Raw genomic sequence first — 18,823 nt, 5'->3', positions numbered from 1 at the left:
ACACAAAGGAGGATAACAAAAAATGGATTGCTTATTTATCTGTTATACGGGATGAAGTACTTGTAAAAAAGCTAGAAGTTTTCTAGATAAACACAGTATTTCCTATCATGAGCGGAATATCAAAACAGAAAATCCTACAGAAGAAGAATTAAAAAGCTGGATAGACAAAGGCCATTACCCTATAAAGAATTATTTCAATAGTAGAGGAAAAATCTATCGAGAACTGGGATTGAAGGATAGATTAGAGAATATGTCCCAGGACGAAATAATAAAACTATTAGCTACCGATGGAATGCTAGTGAAAAGACCAATTTTAATAGGAGAAGATAAGGTTTTAGTAGGTTTTAAAGAAGAGGAATGGGAAGAAATATTGAACAAATAGAGAGTTTGAGATAAGGGAGCTGTAAAAAGTGACTATAGAAAGCGTAAAAAAACATATTGAAACTGCCACCACGCATTCTCGTGACTTCAGTCGTGAGTTAGTGGGGACATATGTTGATAAAAATTGAGCTAAAAAAGCATATACAGTATAGAATGATATAAATCCATATGTTATGATGTTTCTAAAGGTTGGTGACATAGGGGAAAGGTTACTTATGGAAGAGGATATATTTATACTATCCAGTATCATATCGTCTGGTGTACGAAGTATAGGCATGAGATATTGCAAGGAAAGATAGAGTCTAATCTTAAAGAAATAATAAAGCAAATAGCCAAAGCAATCAATTCACAATACTAGAAATGAAATCCTAGCTATTTTGTAGCTACTGTATCAGAGAACACAGAAAAACAAATAAGAGAGTATGTAAGAGATCAAAAAACTAAATAGGAAAGGTGGGGCGAACTTTGGTGCTAAAGAGCTATAAATATAGAATATATCCAAAGGACGAGCAAAAAAAGCAATTAGCAAAAACTTTTGGATGTACTAGGTTTGTGTATAACTACTATTTAGATAAAAAGGTAAAACTGTACGAAGAGAAGAAAGAAACTCTGTCGAAAATAGATTGTAATAACCATTTAAATAGAGAGCTAAAGAAAGAATTTATCTGGCTCAAGGAAGTAGATAAGTTCGCCTTAACCAATGCTGTTTATCATTTAGATACTGCTTATCAAAATTTCTTTAGAAGAATTAAACAGGGAAGAGATAAAACAGGATTTCCTAAATTCAAGAGTAAGCATAGCAATCAATTTAGCTATACAACCAACTTTACAAACAAGAATATAGAAGTAAACTTTGCAGAAAACAGAATTAAACTACCAAAGCTAAAATGGGTAGAAGCTAAAGTCCACAGGGAATTTGATGGAAAAATCAAGTCTGTAACAGTATCTCAAAGTCCAAGTGGGAGACATTTTGTGAGTATTCTTGTGGATACCCGGATAAAAGAATTGCCTAAGACCCATAAGAACATAGGAGTTGATTTAGGTATTAGGGATTTTCTAATAGATAGCAATGGAAACAAGATTTCTAATCCTAGAAACCTATATAAATATGAAAGGAAACTAACTAAACTACAAAGGCAATTATCCAAGAAGCAAAAAGGAAGTAAGAATAGAAGCAAGATGAGAGTCAAGGTAGCAAGGCTTCACGAAAAGATATCAGACACCCGAAAAGATTTTTTACATAAACTATCTTCACAGATTATTAATGAAAACCAAATTGTAGTTAGTGAAGATTTAAATGTGAGTGGAATGATTAAGAATCGCAAATTAGCAAAGGCAATATCCGATGTATCTTGGTCTGAATTTACTAGACAGCTAGAATATAAAGCAAACTGGTATGGTAGAGATTATATCAAAATTGATAAATTCTTTCCATCAAGTCAATTATGTTCGGAGTGTGGATATAAGAACATAGAAACCAAGGATCTTTTGGTTAGAGAATGGGTTTGCAAGAATTGCGGGAGCCATCACGATAGAGATATAAATGCTAGCAGGAATATACTACAAGAAGGACTTAGAATATTAGCATCAGCATAAGAAATGATAAATCTAGGGTAGGAACTATCCGAATTAACGCCTGTGGAGAATGCGATGCAGTAAGGTCGGTCCAAGAAGCAGGAAACTCTAGTAGTGATGCTAGAAGCTCGCGACTTTAGTCGTGAGAGGTTCACTCTAGATCTCATAGAGATGGATACCAGTACTGCAACAGTGGAATTAGCAGCAGAAGCTTTAGGAATTGCACCAGCCATGATCGCAAAGACTATGGCTCTAAGGCTGAAGGAGAGGGACATATTGATTGTGGTTAAAGGAGATGGAAGAATAGATAATCGAAAATTTAAAGACTACTTTACAGAAAAAGCTAAATTTATTAAAGCGGAAGATATAGAAGAAGCCACAGGTCATCCAGTGGGAGGTGTATGTCCATTGGGACTCATTAAGCCCTTAGATATCTATCTGGATACATCCTTAAAAGCATTTGACTTTGTCTATCCTGCAGCAGGAGGAGTCAATACCTGTGTAAAAGTGGGAGTAGATTATCTAGCCGAAATCACAAAGGGCATATGGGTGGATATATGCAGTGAATAAAAGCTAGGAGAATAAACCCATCATACAAAGATCAGGCAGCCAGCTAATGAAGTAATTTAAACCGCTGGGTGAAAGTTAAATAAACTTCTAACTTAACACAATATCATTAACTCCTGGGCACGATCATATACTTTACTATTGGATGTGATCATATGCCTAATTTTATCATGAACATAGTGCAAATCTTTTTTATTGCTTTTGGTGTGGTATTAGGTGGGAGTCTATTTGCCGGGATAAGTGCAATTATCACCGATACTCCTCCGGTCAGGGCCATGATGAACATGGCAAGCTCCATTAAAACATGGGCTATGGCCATAGCCCTGGGCGGGAGTATTTCTTCCTTTTCTGTACTTGATAAAGGGTTATTTGAGGGAGAAATAAAAGCCTTTATAAAACAAATCATCTATATATTTATCGCACTATTAGGAGCAAATGCAGGATATAGCTTTATTCGACTTATTCAAAGGTGTAGTGAACTATGGGGAAAATAAAAAAGAAGAATCTTGGATGGATGATTAGTTTTACTACAGGATTATTCATAGGTATTTTAGTAGGTACCCTTTCCTTCACCCTTCTTATTAGCCATAGAATGGATAAACATTATGAGACAATAGAAAACCTGACAAATATTATAGAAGAAAAAGATATTAAGCTAAATAAATTAGAGGACTCCATCAATGCCCAAAATATTGTCCTTCAAGACATCGAGATTGAGCTCATTCATGAGGAAGAAATGAATGAAATGGACAAGATCACCATTGAAAAAACCATCAGAGAAAAATATAATGCATTATTTGGAAAAGAAATAAAAACCATTGATACAGAAATATTAGTAGAAGTGATTGATAAAAGAATTTTTAAAATAGAAGATAAAGAATACAGAGTATATATGGATAAGCTCATCTTAACAGAGATATTAAAGCTTTATGTAAGAATTGAAACTAAATCTTAACTTATCAGGGGTTCCATGATCATTCATGGGACCTTTTATATAGGAAAAACCTGATGAAAAATTTAGCCATTTGGCAATACTAATTCTAGAGGTGAGCCAAATGAACATAACCACATTAATAGAGAATAAATCTGGTGGGAAAGAGGAACTGAATACTGAACATGGATTATCCATGTATATTGAAATAGACGGAAAAAACATCTTATTTGATACAGGTCAGAGTGGAAAGTTTATAGATAATGCAAAGAAATTGAATATTGATCTAAAGGATTTAGACTATGCCATTCTCAGTCATGGCCATTATGATCATAGTGGGGGATTTGTTAGATTGATCCAGGAGATCAATCCCAAGATCAAGCTATATGTGGGCAAGGGCTTCTTTCATGAAAAATATAATTTGCATCAAGAAGATTATGAGTATGTAGGAAATGATTTTGATGAAGATTTTTTAAGGAGCAATCATATCCCGGTAGAGTATATCCAAGAGAATAGCATGAATATTACAGAAAATCTTATTGCATTTACCAATTTCCATAGAAATGAGGAATTTGAAAATAGTAACCAAAACATGTTCATCAAAGAGAAAAATAAATATAAAAAAGATCTTTTTCTTGATGAAATTTCTTTGGGAATACCATCCAAAGAAGGGTTCGTCCTTTTAGTAGGCTGTTCCCATGTGGGCATCGTTAATATCCTAGATACCGTCATCCAAAGAACCAATAAAAATATCCATACCTTTCTAGGAGGCACCCATTTGGTCACAGAAGAGGAAGAAAAAATAAATAGAGTGATACAATATATCCAAGAAAAGGATATCCAAGTCGTAGGTGCCTGCCATTGTACAGGAAAAAATGGAGAGACCATGCTCAGAGAGCAATTGGGAGAAAAATTTAAAAATAATCGCACGGGAAATCTATTTACTATAGAGAATATATAAATAATAGCAGAGAGGATTTTTAAGTTGGAAAGTACTAAGTGAAATTATTTTTTATGATATAATTTAAACAAGTTTATTATAAAAACTAGAGAGAGATTATAGAGATGAATAATGAAGAAAAAACTCTGATGATCTTAGAAAATCTTCAGAAACAGATTCCCTCCTTGGAAAAGACCACAAGTGAAAAGTATGAAGCCATAGAAAACAGATTTGACACCATGGGAAATAGGCTTGATACTATGAAGAAATCTACTTATGAAATATAACAATAGCTATCTTTACTATAGAGGTCTGGAGGAAAATTATGAAATTTAATATACCATCTTATGTAAAAAATGTGATTGAAAAACTAGAAGAAAAAAACTATGAAGCCTTTGTAGTAGGAGGAAGTATCCGAGACTTAATCTTGGGGAGAGCACCCTCTGACTTTGATGTCACCACCAATGCAAGACCTGAAGAAATAGAGGAAGTGTTTCAGGAATATAAGACTCTTTCTGTGGGAAAAGCCTTTGGTACCATTATTGTGGTGCAAAAAGAAGGCAATCTAGAAGTCACTACTTATAGAGTAGAAGGTGAATATTTAGATGGAAGAAGACCCTCGGAGGTAATGTTTTCAAATCATCTTGTTGAGGATCTAAAACGTCGAGATTTCACCGTCAATGCAATGGCATATAATGCAAATACAGGTCTAGTAGACCCTTTTCAGGGAAGGGAAGATTTGCAAGAAAAAAGAATAAAAAGCGTTGGAAATCCCAAAGAGCGTTTTGAAGAAGACCATCTTAGAATTCTGAGGGCAGTTAGATTTGCAGTCCAATTGGGCTTTACCATAGAAGTAAATACCTATAGGGCCTGTAAAGATATGGGTTATTTACTACAAAAAATAAGTATGGAAAGAATTAGGGAAGAGCTATTTAAAATACTCCTATCTGAAAAGCCCTCCTACGGGTTAAACTTATTAAAGGATTTAGACTTATTAAAAGTTATTCTACCTGAACTTGTAGATACCATAGGATTTGAACAACACAATCCCCACCATGACAAAGATGTCTTTGATCATATCCTCTGTGTAGTGGATCATAGCCCACCCATATTGGAGGTAAGGTTAGCAGCCCTTTTGCACGATATAGGAAAACCTGATACCTTCAGTCAGGACAAAGAAGGTATAGGTCATTTCTATGGTCATGATAAAGTAGGGGCAGAGAAGGCAAAAAAAATCCTACAACGGCTGAAATGCCCTAATGAACTTATCTATAGTGTAGCCATACTCATTAGAGAACATATGACCCAATATGCTAATTACAAGGATAAGGGACTAAAGCGATTAATCAAAAGAGTAGGCAAAGACAGAATATTTCAACTCATTACCCTACAAAAATCCGATAGAATATGTTCGGCTGGGGAGATAAAGATGGATGTTTTAACCCAGAGGGAAAAGGAAATCAGAAGGATTTTAGAAAGTGCAGAAGCCTATGAAAAAAGCCAGCTTAAAATCAACGGCAAGGATCTCATTCAGCTAGGGTATGTTCCAGGGAAGATCATTGGGGAGATATTGGATGATCTATTGGAACAGGTAATAGATCATCCACAGCTTAATGATAAGGAAAAACTATTGCAAATAGCCAGGAAAAAGTTTAGAAAAAACTCATAAGCACTCTTGCACTAAAACATGGGGGGCTATTTCACTTTTTTATTGGAAGTGAAATAGCCCCCCATTTACATAGATTATTTGTTGGACTTCCATAACGGAGCATAGGCATATGGGAGTTCAGTGAGCACAATAGATTAAATTAGAGATTCTCTAAATTGGATCCCGGAGTCTTTTTGGATGTATCATATCCTAATTCATAATATTGGTTATTATTGAATTCAAAATTTTTAATGACATCAAGCCCAAGTTTTTTCCTATGGGCAGTATAGGATCTTGGATTGATACAATTAATAAAGGTGATCAAAATAGGATATTTTTTATTCATTTCCCTTCTGGAAAATTCAAAAAGATTAGGTAAAACTTCAGAACCACGATATTTTTTATCAATACAAACTGGGCCATATTGATAGGAATTTTCTGTGGAAAGCACTTGTCCTAGATATGTAGTATTGGGTAAGTCTTTAATCATATGTTGAAATAAAGGCCATGCCGACCAATATTCCCAAGATGCCGCCATAGCATAAGCTACAACCTTGTCTCCATCACAAGCTATGGCAACGCCATTTTCCTTTTCAATGAGTTCTTTAAATTGATCTTCAGTAAATAAAGTTGTCACAAAGCCACTGGGCTTGTCCTCTTCGCTTATGGTAGATACATGGTATTTCTGTTGTAATTCTGAAATAGCAGGTATATCTTTTAATGTAGCATTTCTGTATTTCATAAAATCCTCTCCCTCTAAAATTTTAAAAATACTTTCTACTTATTCCATGAAATGGTTATTATACCCTTCACACTCTCTTTGTACCTTTCATCCCACAAATTCCATTTTAACATATTTTACTTCCCAATTCCCAATAGAATAGGGGTAGGTATCTTATCCCATAGAGAAAGATTTTGTATCCTTGTCCATCTTATGATAATATCCATTTAAAGAAATGAAAAGAAAAGACTTGATGATTAAATAAGCTATAGCCAGGCTACCCCTCACAACTTTATCGGGGGGTGAAGGATAAAATGGATAGGAAATTATAGAGAAAGAAGGGGAAAAATGTTTATAGATACCAAACTAGAGAACTTTAAAATAAGATTTGCCCAAGAAAATGATGTAGAACTTGTCTATGAATTTATTAGGGAATTGGCAGAATATGAAAAAATGTTAGAGGAGATGGTAGCTACTCCAGAACTTTTAAGGGAATCTTTGTTTGAAAGAAAAGTAGCAGAAGTTATTATAGGAGAATATGAGAACAAGCCTGTAGCCTTTGCACTGTTTTTCCATAACTTTTCTACTTTTCTAGGAAAACCTGGTATTTATCTGGAAGACCTATATGTTAAGCCTGAAATGAGAGGAAAGGGTATTGGAGAAATCATGCTTTCCTTTCTTGGGAAGTTAGCCCTAGAGAGAAAATGTGGAAGATTGGAATGGTGCTGTTTGGATTGGAATGAACCCTCCATTAAGTTTTACAAACAAATGGGGGCAATTCCAATGGATGAGTGGACTACATATAGAGTACATGAAGAAAAGTTAGAAGGTTTGGCCAATAAATTTGATGAATAAAAGGTAAGTACCTTGATATGATACTTCCAAAGTAGACAGTCTAATTAATTAAAATTAGATTATCTACTTGGAGGTATTTTTTATATGCGTCCTTTGGTTTTGGTTAGAGAGATCATGATATAGGGGCACTACTTATTTTTTTCATTGCCTTTAACGATTATTCTTGCCATCTTATTTCCTGGTTTTAAAGCTAGACGGGTAGCATTTAGTTCAGCTCCCAATACTACGATAATACTGGCTATATACAGCCAAATCAAAAATACAATAATGCCTCCAATACTACCGTATATCCTAGAGTAGTTGCTAAAATTATTGACATAGAAGGAAAAGATAAAGGAGGCTGAGATTATCCCTAAGGCTGCAAAAATTGATCCTAGCCAAGTATCTCTCCATTTAATACGAATTCCCTTTTTGATGGAAGGAGAAAATTTGTATAATAGGGAAAACAACACCACCATGGCGAAAAAGGGAGTGAGGAATTTAAAAATTTTCCATACCAGTAGGGAAAGCCAATGATCACTTCCTATCATCCAATGAAAGATTAACTCTCCTAAAATAAGAATACCAAAGGAGATGACTAAGGCAAGCACTAAGCCAAGGGTCAAAAGGATAGACAAAATTCTTAGTTTAATATAGGGTCTATCCTCATCTAAATCATAGGCTCGATTGACAGCCTTAATCAGGGACATGATTCCATTGGAAGAGGACCAGATACTCCCAATGGCACCGAAGGATATAAGGGCCATGCTGCCCTGTTGAAGAATCCCTATGGTTATATTTACAATAATCTCTCTAGATTGATCAGGCAAAGGACTTAGTAGTTTATAGAGGACATCCATATCGGCTAAGGGAGTTAATTTTAATATATTTAAAAAGAAGATAAGAAAGGGAAAGATAGAAAGGGTTAAATAATAGGTCAATTGGGCTCCTATTTCTGATACCCCGTCATCTCCATAACGATAAATCATTTGTTCAATATATTTAAACCATTTTTTGTTTTCATGTTTTTTCCTCAACCATTGGAGAACTATAGGCATCATTCTTCCTCCTATTTTTTCAAATTGGTATTTTAAAAGGTATTAAATGTATACCTTCATAAAATGATTATAAACAAATATAGAGGAAGTATTCCTCTAGTCTTCTATACATTCCCATGTTTCCCCATTGTCTTCTGATTGATACAATGCCTTAGCTCCCCCAGCATAATCCCCGTTTTTCCCCTGTCCCATAAAATTAATACATACGGACCCATATTGTTTTAGGAACTTTCTGTAGAAAGAACTTGGCCTAGATATCTAGTATGAGGTAAGCTTTTATTCAGATGTATATGTGAAACCTGCTTTTTTATTTTTTCTTGACATATATCGAGCATCGATATACAATAGCTCTAAGAACTATAACGATACTCGATATAGTGACATTCGATATAAGGAGGGGAAGGATGGCTAAGAAGAATAATAGAACGCTAACCCAACCCATGTTTTACTTGCTTTTGAGTCTAAAAGAAAAAAGACATGGATATGAAATCATGCAGTATGTAGAAAAGCTCACCCAAGGGCGGGTAAAAATAGGCCCTGGTACTTTATACTCCCTACTATCTCGATTTGAGGAAGAGGAATACATTCAAATGATATCTGAGGAGGAGAATAAAAAAACCTATTTGATCACTTCCCTGGGTAATCAAATGTTAGAGGAGGAAATCAAAAGGTTGGAATTTTTACTAGAGGATGCTCAAAAAGTCTTAGGAGGTGGAGAAGATGAACTATAAAATGCAAATAAAATATATCAATATCACAAACTATCCTGATATAGAAAGATATTTAGAAAAAATGGCGGCCAAAGGTTGGATGCTAAAGAAAATTCTGATGGGGACGATATTTATTTTCCGAAGGATAAAACCGGAGGAATTAGAATTCTCCATATCTCCCTATGAGGTGGAAACCGCTTTTACTAGAAAAAGTAAGGAAGAATTAAAGGAATTTGAAAGTGTATGTGAGTCTGTAGGATGGAATTATTGTACCAAGTCCTTTGATCTTCATATTTATTATAAGAGAAAAGACTTCGAGGCTTTAGAACTTCATACAGATAAGGAAGAAGAATTTCGCATGCTAGAGAAAATAGGAAGAAAGCAGATCAAATCCTATTATTTTCTTATTCCCATGGGTCTTTTGCTAATGTGGTTTCAACTAGGGGATATTCACAGTTTACATTTTATGAAAAGTGGTTTGGCTCAAATCCTCACTCCTATGATGCCTATTGTTCTTTTGGTTGTACTCTATGACTTCTTTCATTTAAGAAAATTTCTGAAAATAAATGAAAGAAATATAGAGTTAGGAAAAGGTATCCGATATAGTTATTCTAAACTCTACCCTATCAGTTTAGGGTTGCTTTATATATTTTTGATTTTATTTGTGTTTCTTTTATATATCCTATATAACGGATTGTTTTTAGGAAATAAGGTAATGTTAGTTGCCATACTTCCAGCTACCATTGGATTGGTGATAGGGCAGCTCTATAGGATGTTTGTTAAACCTTCTTCCCATTCAAAAAGCTATAAAAAGGGAGTCTTTGTGGTTATGATGATTTTAGCTATCATTATTCCTATCGGTTTAGGGGTGTTTTCTATATTGGATCCATTAGAAGAAAAAAGTGCACCTAGGCAAGAAGAATATAAAACTTTACTCCATAGTGATTTTGGAGAGGTTTCTTGGGAAGAGGAAGGAACCTTATTAAAAAATAGGAGTATATTGGTTCCTAGATCCTACGAGTATTTCTCAGAAAGCTCAATACAAGAGGGTTTAGGACACCTAGAAACCCACTATGCACAAACCTTGACAGAGAATCTTGGGAAAAGATTGGTCAGACTCTATAAAAAAGAAGAAGAAAGGGCTATGGAGGGGAGATACTATCCAGAATTAGAACATTATTATGGAGAAGGAAATGTTCGAGAGACAGATTTATTCCATATAGGGCTTAGCATGAAAGACTATGAAGAGCTAAAAGAAAAGGATAACAAAACGGCTATCCGTGAATCCATAAAAAGAATAAAGGCTAGGAGTATAGAAAAAATAGATCCGAAAGCTTGGAATGCAGAGGAAGGTTATTATTTAAACTTTGATAAAACCACTGTTGTTTTAAGAAAGGAAAAAGAAGTTTTTTATTTATCTGGAAAGGAATTTGATGATCCTAAAGTCATTGAAATTTCAAAGAAAAAATTGGGATGGGAATAAATCAATGAAATGATAGAGCACTGTCCTTTATCATTGTCATATTATACAAACATAAGTTGATCTTTTGAATAATATAATACAATATCGGTATAAAAGAGAGTGTCCTATAGATGATTGATAAAGAAGCTATAGTAAAAAATAGAGAAAATGCCACCTTACCTGTTAGAAGATATAACGAGTTATATAGATTATAAAAGAATGAAAGAAAACAGATTCATATTCAATAAATTTGGAAACTAAGGATTTTAGTAAGGGTGGATTAAATAGAGAAAGTAATATTAGACCCAATAAAATATTTGCAGCAGAAAAAATATAATTTTAACAAAATATTAAATACCACCCCGGGATTCAAATCTCGGGGTGGTATTTTTACGATATTTCTTCAACATACTCCCATGTCTTGCCATCATCCTTAGATTGATACAAAGCCTTTATCCCTCCATTGTAATCCCCGTCTTGCCCCTGTCCTATCAAAAGATACAGTATTCCATTTTCCTCATAGGGCATTTCAGGATAGTCAAAGGGATTGTATTTTTTCTCTTCTGTCAAAGGTACTTCAATAGAAGGAATAGAAACTTTCTTATAGGAAGTGCCTCCGTCTTCGGTGCGATAGAGCTCTCCGTTATCTCCACCGCTATGGGATAAGGCGATAAATCCTAGATCTTCATCGATAAAGGTGATGCCTGCAGACACTCCCGTATCTCCTAGGTAGGGATCAGGATTTATGGTATCCCAAGTAGTACCTCCATCTTGGGTTTTTAAAAGGGCATAGAATCGACTTCCCAATGCAGCATCTACTATAGATAGTTGATAGCCTAGATTTTCATCTAAAAAGAAGGTTTCCTCTCCTTCATTATAGTGATAGCCTACATCCCAAGAAGGTTTTTCTTCTTTACTCTTTTCCTTAGAAAAGGACAAACCCTCAGCAGAGGTATCGATAAAGCGAAGAGGGGTTAAAACATCTTCTTTTCCGGGGGCATATATAGATAAAGTATATCCTATAATTTCCTCCTGAGGTGGCTCTGCAGGAGTGATGTTTCCCTCTCCATTTACATAATAAATTCCTTCATGATTATATCCCCAACTGCGAAGGCCCCTATATAAAAGTCCATAAGTTTCTTCATTCCAGGGAGAGATTTTTTCTTTTATGGATATACGCTTTACCATATCTTTTAAAGGCTGCAGTTTTTGTTTCTCATCAAATTCGTCCTTTACATACCCTCTTAGGTACAGGGTTATTTTATCGGATTTTTTTTCGTTATAGGAGAGTAGGAAACTCTGGGTTTTTCCCTTTTTATCCTTGCCATATAAATAGGTATCAAAGGAGGTAATCTTCCCATCCTTTTTAAACTTTAGGGTAAAGTCCGAAGAAACATATAATTCCTCTGGAAGAGAGACTTTCTTTTCAATATCTTGGAAAATTCCCTCTAGATGGTCTTCATAGAGATTGTTATGGACAAATTTGATCTCTCGTTTGTTTTTTAGATCATGAATAAACCAAGACAGTTTTCCTTGGAAGGCCGTTCCACTTTTATAAAGATTTATTCCAGTGAAAAGGCTGGTGGTCAAAAAAATTACACAGGCCATTATGAGCCATATTTTATTTCTTTTTATTCTATCCTCTGCGATTGGATCATCCCCTATAGGAAGGGTATGATCCCCTTGGGCTTTCTCCAATCTACTTTGCTTTATTCTGTTATAGATGCACCAGAAAAACCATAGGAATAGAAATAATACACATCCTAGGATTACAGGAACTCTTCTCTTTACTCCTCCATATTGGGCAAGAGAGACGAGGTAAAAGCAAGCTATTCCGTAAATCAATAAGATTACTGGATTAAGAGCCTTGGCCCAAAATAAAATATTCTTTTTCTTCAAAAATTCATCCCCTTTTACTTTGTATATATTTATTATGAGCTATTTTTTTAGTGGTTTCAAGAATTTATAGCATTAAGAAAAATCTAAATCCCAAAAGCATTTTATATTTATGCTTATTAGTGTAAAATGACCATAGAGGAAAAGGTAAGTAGAAGGAGGGGGATTCACATGACGAAAATCCTTGTGGTAGAAGATGAAAAAGAAATAGCAGATTTATTGGAATTTTACTTGAAAAATGAGGGGTTTCAAATAATAAAGACCCATAGGGGTTTAGAGGCAGTAGATATCATTCATCGGGAAGACTTTGACCTAGCTATATTAGATGTTATGCTTCCTGATATGGATGGATTTACTATCCTTAAAAATATTCGAGAAAAATATTATTTTCCTGTCATTATGCTCACGGCAAGGGTGGAAGACATTGATAAGATCATGGGTCTTACCATGGGAGCAGATGATTATATTACAAAGCCCTTTAATCCCTTAGAAATTATAGCGAGAGTGAAAACCCAAATTAGAAGAACAAAATTATATAATAGGGAAATAAAATGCAATTTTATTGATATTCATGGCTTGCATATCAATCTAGACTCTCATCGGGTAAATCTTTATGAAAAAGAAATTGAACTCACTCCCCTAGAGTATAATATTTTACTCTATCTTGCTCAAAATAGAGGGAAAGTTATTTCCTCTGAAGAGCTTTTTATCAAAGTGTGGGGAGAAAAATATCTAGACAATAATAATACCGTCATGACTCATATCGCAAGATTAAGGGAAAAAATGAAGGAAGATGCTAGAAAACCAAAATTTATCAAAACTATTTGGGGAGTAGGTTATATCATTGAGTAAGTATTATAAATATTTTAAGAAAAAATTCATTAAAGAATTTGTTCTATTATTCTCTATCTATGCTCTAATTATTTTTCTAGCTTTTTATTTTTTTCGTCTATCATTAGGAAACAGGATCTACTATGGCTATGAGATGATGTATCCTTTTTATCATTGGGCAGACAATAATAAGGCATTTTTAGTCTTATTATTTTTATCCATGGGATGTTTTGCTATAGGTTTTCTATTATTTAAAAGGTCTTTAAGGCACACAGATGAAATTATCACGGCTATGGAGGATGTCTATAAAGATGATGATGAGTTAATTTCTCTTTCTGGAGATCTAAAGGATGTTACCACAAAGATGAACAATATAAAATTTAGTCTGAGGGAAAAAGAAAAATTGGCTAGGGATGAGGAAAAAAGAAAAAATGATTTGATTATCTATTTGGCCCATGATTTAAAAACTCCCCTTACTTCTATTATAGGATATCTGACCATCCTAAAGGAAGAAGAGGATATTAGTGAGAGGTTTCGAAAAAAATATCTCCAGATAAGTTATGATAAGGCTTTGAGATTAGAGAATCTTATCAATGAATTCTTTGATATTACCCGATATAATTTAAAAGATGTTGTTCTAGAAAAGACACAGGTAAATTTTAGTTTGATGATGGAGCAAATTATATATGAATTTATACCCTTACTTCAAGAAAAAGGACTGTCTATTCATAAGGATATTGAAGCAGGTATTGGATTAGATATTGATCCTAATAAAATAGAAAGGGTAATTGACAATATTATTAGAAATGCTATTAATTATTCCTATCCTAATAGTGAAATAAAGGTTTTTATGGGAAGAGAAGGACAGTTTATAAAGATAGATGTTATCAATCATGGAGCAACTATTCCTAGTGCAAAATTGGACTATATTTTTGATGAATTCTTTAGACTAGATTTTTCTAGAAGTTCTGAAACGGGAGGAGCTGGGTTGGGACTTGCCATTGCTAAGTCTATTGTAGTAGCTCATGGAGGAAGTATTCAAGCCGAAAGTGAAAAAGAAATCATTAAAATCAATGTAAAGCTTCCCCTTTAAACTTCGTAAGAAAGTTGTAAGGAATTGCTAATAAATAATACAAAAATAACACCCTAATCTTTGATATGATGATATCAAAGATTAGGGTGTTTTGATGGAAAAGGGGATTAATAACTAAATGGAGTGATTTTTTTGAAAAGACTGATGAAATTTTTTAGGACTTCTATACTTCTGATCATATTTTTCTTCCTATGTGTTTTTATAGGGAAAGAATTGGTTTCTAGTGGTTTTCATCTAAAGGAAATAGTGAGAATTCCCAAAGGAGATAATTATGCCAGTAAGTATATTTATGTCTTGGACAGAGGAGATAAAAAAGTAGAATATGAAAAAAAGGGGGATAAAAAGGTCTATCCTGCTTCCTTAACAAAGATAATGACAACGATAGTGGCTCTAGAACATTTAGATGATTTATCGAAGACAGCCCCTGTAGATGTGGAGACCTATAAAAAAATGGTAGCCCATAATGCTTCTATGGCAGGATTTTATGGACGAGAAGCGGTGACCTATAGAGATCTTTTATATGGAACCATATTAAGCTCAGGGGGAGAAGCGGCCAATTCCCTTGCCATTCATATTGGGGGTAGTGTTGAAAATTTTGTCACTCTAATGAATGATAAAGCTGTAGAATTGGGCCTGGAGGGTACCCACTTTACCAATCCAGAAGGATTGCATGACAAAAATCAATACACCACAGCCCAAGATATAGCAAAACTTTTAGATTATGCCTTAGACAATGGAGATTTTAGAGCCATCTTTACAAAGGAAAGCTTTCACACCACTTCCACTTCTGATCATCCCCAGGGGATTACCTTGATTTCTACTGTTCTTTCCCAACTACAGGGAAGAGAAGAAAAAGATTTTCAAATCCTGGGAGGGAAATCTGGTACTACCGAGGAAGCAGGACAATGTTGGGCCACGCTTGGAGTAAAGAATGGACAAGAATATATTGTTATCGTTATGGGAGCACCCTTAAGGGATATTTCCAATCCAGATAAAGCCCAAATAGAGGATACCATAGAACTTTATAAAAATATTAAGTGATGTTATATAGCACTTGAAGATATAGAAAGGATAAAGGGAAGTCAAATGACTTTCCTTTATTCGTTTTTGGAGATAAATATGTCACAGAGTATGTCACATATTATAAATAGTAACAGCTGGGCGAGTTAAATTCCGTTTTGCCCATGTTCGAGAACAAGGGTTTGTAAATTCGCTACCTAGGACACGCCTACAACTCGCTACGCTCAGACACTTGACTTAAAGCGCCTATCTAGCTTCATTAACAAACCCTAAGTCTCTTCACAAAGCAAAATCTCCATTTAACTCGCCCAGCTGACACATAAATAGTGGGTTGCAAAGCTGGTTGCTATCTAAGCTTCAGTAAAAGATCATAGACCTAAAAACAAAACCCTAGACTCTTCGCTTCTCTTACGATGACAAGCCTTTTTATAACGCACTGTTTGCAGATCAGCTGGATTAGTTAAATGGAGACTTGACATAGTGTAGGGGTTTAGAGTTTGTTAATGCAGCTGCAAGCGTTTTAAGTCAAGTGTTTGAGCAAAGCGAGTTTTTGACGCTGCTGAAAGCAAATTTTACAAACTCTTACCTCAAACGTAGCAAGTCGGAATTTAACTAATACAGCTGTTCCTATCATAAAAAGAAGGGCAGTCTACGACGTATTTTTCTTAAATTGTGCAATAAATTATGGTTTATGGATCCCCTAACTATAACATTGAGTACAAGATCATATAACGTAATGCCTTAAGCCTAATATTATTGATTTTGATCTTGATAAACCATGAAAAATAAATTATACTATACATAGATATTCGAGGTATTGAAGTGGAGCATATAGGAGGTGGGTAATGAAGATTAATAAAGAATTAATGAAGGGAAGTACGATGATTCTGGTTTTGAGTTTATTGGAACAGGAATCTATGTATGGTTATCAGATGATTAAGAAAATAGAGGAAAAATCTAGTGGGGTTTTTACCTTTAAAGAAGGGACGCTATATCCTATCTTACATTCCCTAGAATCTGATGGATTGGTGGAATCCTTTTGGGATCATGGGGATAGTGGACGTAAAAGGAAATACTATCGCATTACCAAAAAAGGAAAGACCTCTCTAAGGGATAAGCAGGAGGAGTGGAGACTCTTTCGTCGCACGGTGGATCAGGTATTAGGGGAGGGGCTTGTATGAAGGAGCAAAATAGAATTCTTATTGAAGAATACATAGGGAAGGTATGTTTCTATATAAAGTGGAAGGATGTCCATAAACAAATTAAACTCGAAATAGAAGATCATCTTTATGCCATCATTGAGGAAAACCAAGACAGAGGGATAGAGGAAGAAGAGGCAGTCCAAAGGGCTATTAGACAAATGGGAAAGGCCGAAACCATCGGAAAACAACTGCATGAGATCCATAGGCCCGCACCGGATTGGGGTATCCTTCTTTTAGTTTCTCTTTTTTCTGGTATTGGATTGATGACTATTTATTCTCTACAACGTTATGGACAAGCTGGTGGCAATTATCAATATTTATCCCTAGGGAAAAGTATATTTTACATCATAGTAGGAATGAGTATAGGAGTTGCCCTTTATTTTGTAGACTATAAAAAAATCCAACCGTATTCAAAGCATATTTACGGGTTTACTATTCTTATGCTAATTTTTGTTTTGAGCAAAGGGAAACTGTCCCAGGGACGACCTAATCTATATGTATTTGGTCGAGATGTTAATTTTATAGCCATGAGCCCCTATTTGTTGATTATTTCTTTAGGGGGAATATTTACAAATTTGGATTGGCAACAACCTAAGAAAATTCTTTTAGGCATTGGAGTTGTTGTTGTTCCCTTTTTTCTGATTGCTATAGGATTTTCCTTGGTGTCTGCTTTATTGTTTTTAGTGGCAGCTTTGCCTATGATGTATTTCTCTGGTGCTAGATTATATCATGTTTTAGGAACATCGATAGCTTTTTTTGCAATTATGATGTTTAAGATTGGAGGGCATTCCTATAGTTTGGTACGGTTGCTTAGTTTTATTAACCCTTATAGGGACCCTAATGGAGTGGGCTATATGACCATTCAATCCTCAAAGACTATCTTATCGGCAGGTTTTTTTGGAAGGGGTTTTGCCATGGAAAATATTTCATTGCCACAGCTCCATACTGACTTTATCTTTACCTATTTGGTCTATGCCTTTGGATGGTTAGCAGGGTTTGTAATGGTGGCGTTAGCGATTATTTTTATCTGTAGGCTGGCGAAATTAGGAACTAGAGTACAGGATAGTTATGGGAAATTATTAGCCATAGGCTTTGCTTTGATTATTTCTCTTCAGTATATCTGGAATATTCTCATGACCCTTGGTTTTGTTCCTATAGTGGCTATAGGAATGCCTTTTGTTAGCTACGGAGGATTATCTATGATTGTGTATTTTGCCATCATCGGGTTAATTTCTAGTGTATATAAAAGAAGAAATATAGGTGTAATAATCTAGGGCAAAGGTTGTTTGGGTAGGATATGTTATGCCTTGACGGAGTATAAAGACAGTTAAAGTTATACTAAGAAGAGATTGAGGATAAAGGGGGAAGAAATTTGTATTTTAATTTGGATATACCTGTGTTATTTACTATAATACTTCTCATCTACATCATTGTAGATTTTATAAGGAAGGGTAAAAAGAATATTGTAAAGAGATTGGTTTTTTATAGTTTCATTTTCTATATGCTAAATGTTTTCCAAGTAACTACCGGAGGACTAAACATTCCTCCATATATAGAAAATGGTTATCGGGAGTATTGGAAGAGCTTTTTTCAGTTGGTCCCCTTTAGGTTTGTTATAGAGTGGATAGAGCATTATCATATAAGGGGACTTGATTGGTTTTTCTGGAACTCTGTGAAGTTATCCTTTTATAACTTCATTATGTTGTTTCCCTTGGGCGTGTATCTACATCTATTATTTGAAGTGAAAAGTTGGAAAAGGGCGCTGAAACATCTGTTTTTTACTTCCTTAACCATCGAAGTGTACCAGATTATTTTTTCCTATACGGGATTGATTATGTCTAGAAGCTTTAATGTAGATGATTTAATACTAAATACCTTAGGGGGAATGATGGGGTATTTTATGTATGCTATAGTAAAAGAAAAATTCTTAAAAAGATATGCTCATTTTAAATGA

General features: G+C 34.6%; 19 protein-coding genes and 2 pseudogenes. 18 read left to right on the top strand and 3 right to left on the bottom strand.

Annotated elements, in window-relative coordinates; all coding sequences use genetic code 11:
* Positions 1-67: 67 nt before the first annotated feature.
* The 9 genes and pseudogenes from NSA47_RS07685 to NSA47_RS07645 form a co-directional block, all read left to right on the top strand.
* Positions 68-382 (top strand): annotated as a pseudogene (locus NSA47_RS07685) (Spx/MgsR family RNA polymerase-binding regulatory protein); the annotation flags it as partial.
* Between the two features lie 228 nt (positions 383-610).
* Positions 611-829, top strand: a pseudogene (locus NSA47_RS07680) (transposase).
* A gap of 20 nt (positions 830-849) precedes the next feature.
* Complete coding sequence (tnpB, locus tag NSA47_RS07675; RefSeq protein WP_257530618.1) at positions 850-1,977, top strand: IS200/IS605 family element RNA-guided endonuclease TnpB; 1,128 nt, start codon at positions 850-852, stop codon at positions 1,975-1,977.
* 96 nt (positions 1,978-2,073) lie between these two features.
* Positions 2,074-2,526: a YbaK/EbsC family protein gene (locus NSA47_RS07670; protein ID WP_257530616.1), complete on the top strand. Its 453-nt coding sequence runs from the start codon at positions 2,074-2,076 to the stop codon at positions 2,524-2,526.
* A 152-nt stretch (positions 2,527-2,678) separates the two neighbouring features.
* The gene (locus NSA47_RS07665; RefSeq protein ID WP_257530614.1) at positions 2,679-3,017 is read left to right on the top strand and encodes a YtrH family sporulation protein; all 339 of its coding nucleotides are present in this window, start codon (positions 2,679-2,681) and stop codon (positions 3,015-3,017) included.
* Entirely contained in the window at positions 3,005-3,478 is a 474-nt protein-coding gene (locus NSA47_RS07660; RefSeq protein ID WP_257530612.1) for a sporulation membrane protein YtrI, read from the top strand. Before NSA47_RS07665 ends, NSA47_RS07660 begins: the two co-directional genes overlap by 13 nt.
* 70 nt (positions 3,479-3,548) lie before the next feature.
* Positions 3,549-4,415, top strand: coding sequence for an MBL fold metallo-hydrolase (locus NSA47_RS07655; RefSeq protein ID WP_257530610.1), 867 nt, complete (start codon positions 3,549-3,551; stop codon positions 4,413-4,415).
* 104 nt (positions 4,416-4,519) lie between these two features.
* Entirely contained in the window at positions 4,520-4,681 is a 162-nt protein-coding gene (locus NSA47_RS07650) for a hypothetical protein (RefSeq protein ID WP_257530608.1), read from the top strand.
* 38 nt (positions 4,682-4,719) lie between these two features.
* A complete protein-coding gene (locus NSA47_RS07645) occupies positions 4,720-6,063 on the top strand; it encodes a CCA tRNA nucleotidyltransferase (protein WP_257530606.1) in 1,344 nt (447 codons plus the stop codon).
* Positions 6,064-6,202: 139 nt separating this feature from the next.
* On the opposite strand, the gene NSA47_RS07640 is transcribed toward NSA47_RS07645, so the two are convergent.
* Positions 6,203-6,784 (bottom strand): GNAT family N-acetyltransferase, encoded by a 582-nt coding sequence (locus NSA47_RS07640; protein ID WP_257530604.1) that lies wholly within the window; start codon positions 6,782-6,784, stop codon positions 6,203-6,205.
* Between the two features lie 327 nt (positions 6,785-7,111).
* Here NSA47_RS07640 and NSA47_RS07635 point away from each other — a divergent pair, with 327 nt between their 5' ends.
* Positions 7,112-7,618, top strand: coding sequence for a GNAT family N-acetyltransferase (locus tag NSA47_RS07635; protein WP_257530602.1), 507 nt, complete (start codon positions 7,112-7,114; stop codon positions 7,616-7,618).
* A 128-nt stretch (positions 7,619-7,746) separates the two neighbouring features.
* Here the strand turns inward: NSA47_RS07635 and NSA47_RS07630 are convergent, their stop codons facing one another.
* Complete coding sequence (locus NSA47_RS07630) at positions 7,747-8,655, bottom strand: YihY/virulence factor BrkB family protein (protein ID WP_257530600.1); 909 nt, start codon at positions 8,653-8,655, stop codon at positions 7,747-7,749.
* A 404-nt stretch (positions 8,656-9,059) separates the two neighbouring features.
* On the opposite strand from NSA47_RS07630, the gene NSA47_RS07625 reads away from it, so the two are divergent.
* Together NSA47_RS07625 and NSA47_RS07620 are read left to right on the top strand one after the other, a co-directional pair.
* Positions 9,060-9,386 carry a PadR family transcriptional regulator gene (locus tag NSA47_RS07625; RefSeq protein WP_257530598.1) on the top strand — a complete coding sequence of 109 codons (327 nt, stop codon included), beginning with the start codon at positions 9,060-9,062 and terminating at the stop codon, positions 9,384-9,386.
* Positions 9,376-10,848 carry a DUF2812 domain-containing protein gene (locus tag NSA47_RS07620; protein ID WP_257530597.1) on the top strand — a complete coding sequence of 491 codons (1,473 nt, stop codon included), beginning with the start codon at positions 9,376-9,378 and terminating at the stop codon, positions 10,846-10,848. The genes NSA47_RS07625 and NSA47_RS07620 overlap by 11 nt, the downstream gene beginning before the upstream one ends.
* A 369-nt stretch (positions 10,849-11,217) precedes the next feature.
* Here NSA47_RS07620 and NSA47_RS07615 read toward each other — a convergent pair whose 3' ends face one another.
* Entirely contained in the window at positions 11,218-12,726 is a 1,509-nt protein-coding gene (locus NSA47_RS07615) for a WD40/YVTN/BNR-like repeat-containing protein (protein ID WP_257530595.1), read from the bottom strand.
* A gap of 168 nt (positions 12,727-12,894) precedes the next feature.
* Here NSA47_RS07615 and vanR point away from each other — a divergent pair, with 168 nt between their 5' ends.
* From vanR to NSA47_RS07585, 6 genes are all read left to right on the top strand, one after another.
* Entirely contained in the window at positions 12,895-13,575 is a 681-nt protein-coding gene (gene vanR, locus NSA47_RS07610) for a VanR-ABDEGLN family response regulator transcription factor (protein WP_257530593.1), read from the top strand.
* A complete protein-coding gene (locus NSA47_RS07605) occupies positions 13,568-14,647 on the top strand; it encodes a sensor histidine kinase (protein WP_257530592.1) in 1,080 nt (359 codons plus the stop codon). Before vanR ends, NSA47_RS07605 begins: the two co-directional genes overlap by 8 nt.
* Positions 14,648-14,791: 144 nt before the next feature.
* A complete protein-coding gene (locus NSA47_RS07600; RefSeq protein ID WP_257530590.1) occupies positions 14,792-15,688 on the top strand; it encodes a D-alanyl-D-alanine carboxypeptidase family protein in 897 nt (298 codons plus the stop codon).
* Positions 15,689-16,512: 824 nt separating this feature from the next.
* Entirely contained in the window at positions 16,513-16,848 is a 336-nt protein-coding gene (locus tag NSA47_RS07595; RefSeq protein ID WP_257530588.1) for a PadR family transcriptional regulator, read from the top strand.
* On the top strand, positions 16,845-18,143 hold the full coding sequence (locus NSA47_RS07590; protein ID WP_257530586.1) for an FtsW/RodA/SpoVE family cell cycle protein: 1,299 nt from the start codon (positions 16,845-16,847) through the stop codon (positions 18,141-18,143). Before NSA47_RS07595 ends, NSA47_RS07590 begins: the two co-directional genes overlap by 4 nt.
* A 227-nt stretch (positions 18,144-18,370) precedes the next feature.
* Positions 18,371-18,823 (top strand): VanZ family protein, encoded by a 453-nt coding sequence (locus tag NSA47_RS07585; protein WP_257530719.1) that lies wholly within the window; start codon positions 18,371-18,373, stop codon positions 18,821-18,823.

The sequence above is a fragment of the Irregularibacter muris genome (genome assembly GCF_024622505.1).
Classification (GTDB): domain Bacteria; phylum Bacillota; class Clostridia; order Eubacteriales; family Garciellaceae; genus Irregularibacter; species Irregularibacter muris.
This window is presented reverse-complemented; position numbering and strand designations above follow the sequence as displayed.

Excerpts from the sequence above, each read along its gene's own strand:
- NSA47_RS07670 (WP_257530616.1), top strand. The coding sequence starts at position 2,074 with ATGCTAGAAGCTCGCGACTTTAGTCGTGAGAGGTTCACTCTAGATCTC.
- NSA47_RS07665 (WP_257530614.1), top strand. The coding sequence starts at position 2,679 with ATGCCTAATTTTATCATGAACATAGTGCAAATCTTTTTTATTGCTTTT.
- NSA47_RS07660 (WP_257530612.1), top strand. The coding sequence starts at position 3,005 with ATGGGGAAAATAAAAAAGAAGAATCTTGGATGGATGATTAGTTTTACT.
- NSA47_RS07650 (WP_257530608.1), top strand. The coding sequence starts at position 4,520 with ATGAATAATGAAGAAAAAACTCTGATGATCTTAGAAAATCTTCAGAAA.
- NSA47_RS07645 (WP_257530606.1), top strand. The coding sequence starts at position 4,720 with ATGAAATTTAATATACCATCTTATGTAAAAAATGTGATTGAAAAACTA.
- NSA47_RS07640 (WP_257530604.1), bottom strand. The coding sequence starts at position 6,784 with ATGAAATACAGAAATGCTACATTAAAAGATATACCTGCTATTTCAGAA.
- NSA47_RS07635 (WP_257530602.1), top strand. The coding sequence starts at position 7,112 with ATGTTTATAGATACCAAACTAGAGAACTTTAAAATAAGATTTGCCCAA.
- NSA47_RS07630 (WP_257530600.1), bottom strand. The coding sequence starts at position 8,655 with ATGCCTATAGTTCTCCAATGGTTGAGGAAAAAACATGAAAACAAAAAA.
- NSA47_RS07625 (WP_257530598.1), top strand. The coding sequence starts at position 9,060 with ATGGCTAAGAAGAATAATAGAACGCTAACCCAACCCATGTTTTACTTG.
- NSA47_RS07620 (WP_257530597.1), top strand. The coding sequence starts at position 9,376 with ATGAACTATAAAATGCAAATAAAATATATCAATATCACAAACTATCCT.
- vanR (WP_257530593.1), top strand. The coding sequence starts at position 12,895 with ATGACGAAAATCCTTGTGGTAGAAGATGAAAAAGAAATAGCAGATTTA.
- NSA47_RS07600 (WP_257530590.1), top strand. The coding sequence starts at position 14,792 with ATGAAATTTTTTAGGACTTCTATACTTCTGATCATATTTTTCTTCCTA.
- NSA47_RS07595 (WP_257530588.1), top strand. The coding sequence starts at position 16,513 with ATGAAGATTAATAAAGAATTAATGAAGGGAAGTACGATGATTCTGGTT.
- NSA47_RS07590 (WP_257530586.1), top strand. The coding sequence starts at position 16,845 with ATGAAGGAGCAAAATAGAATTCTTATTGAAGAATACATAGGGAAGGTA.
- NSA47_RS07585 (WP_257530719.1), top strand. The coding sequence starts at position 18,371 with ATGCTAAATGTTTTCCAAGTAACTACCGGAGGACTAAACATTCCTCCA.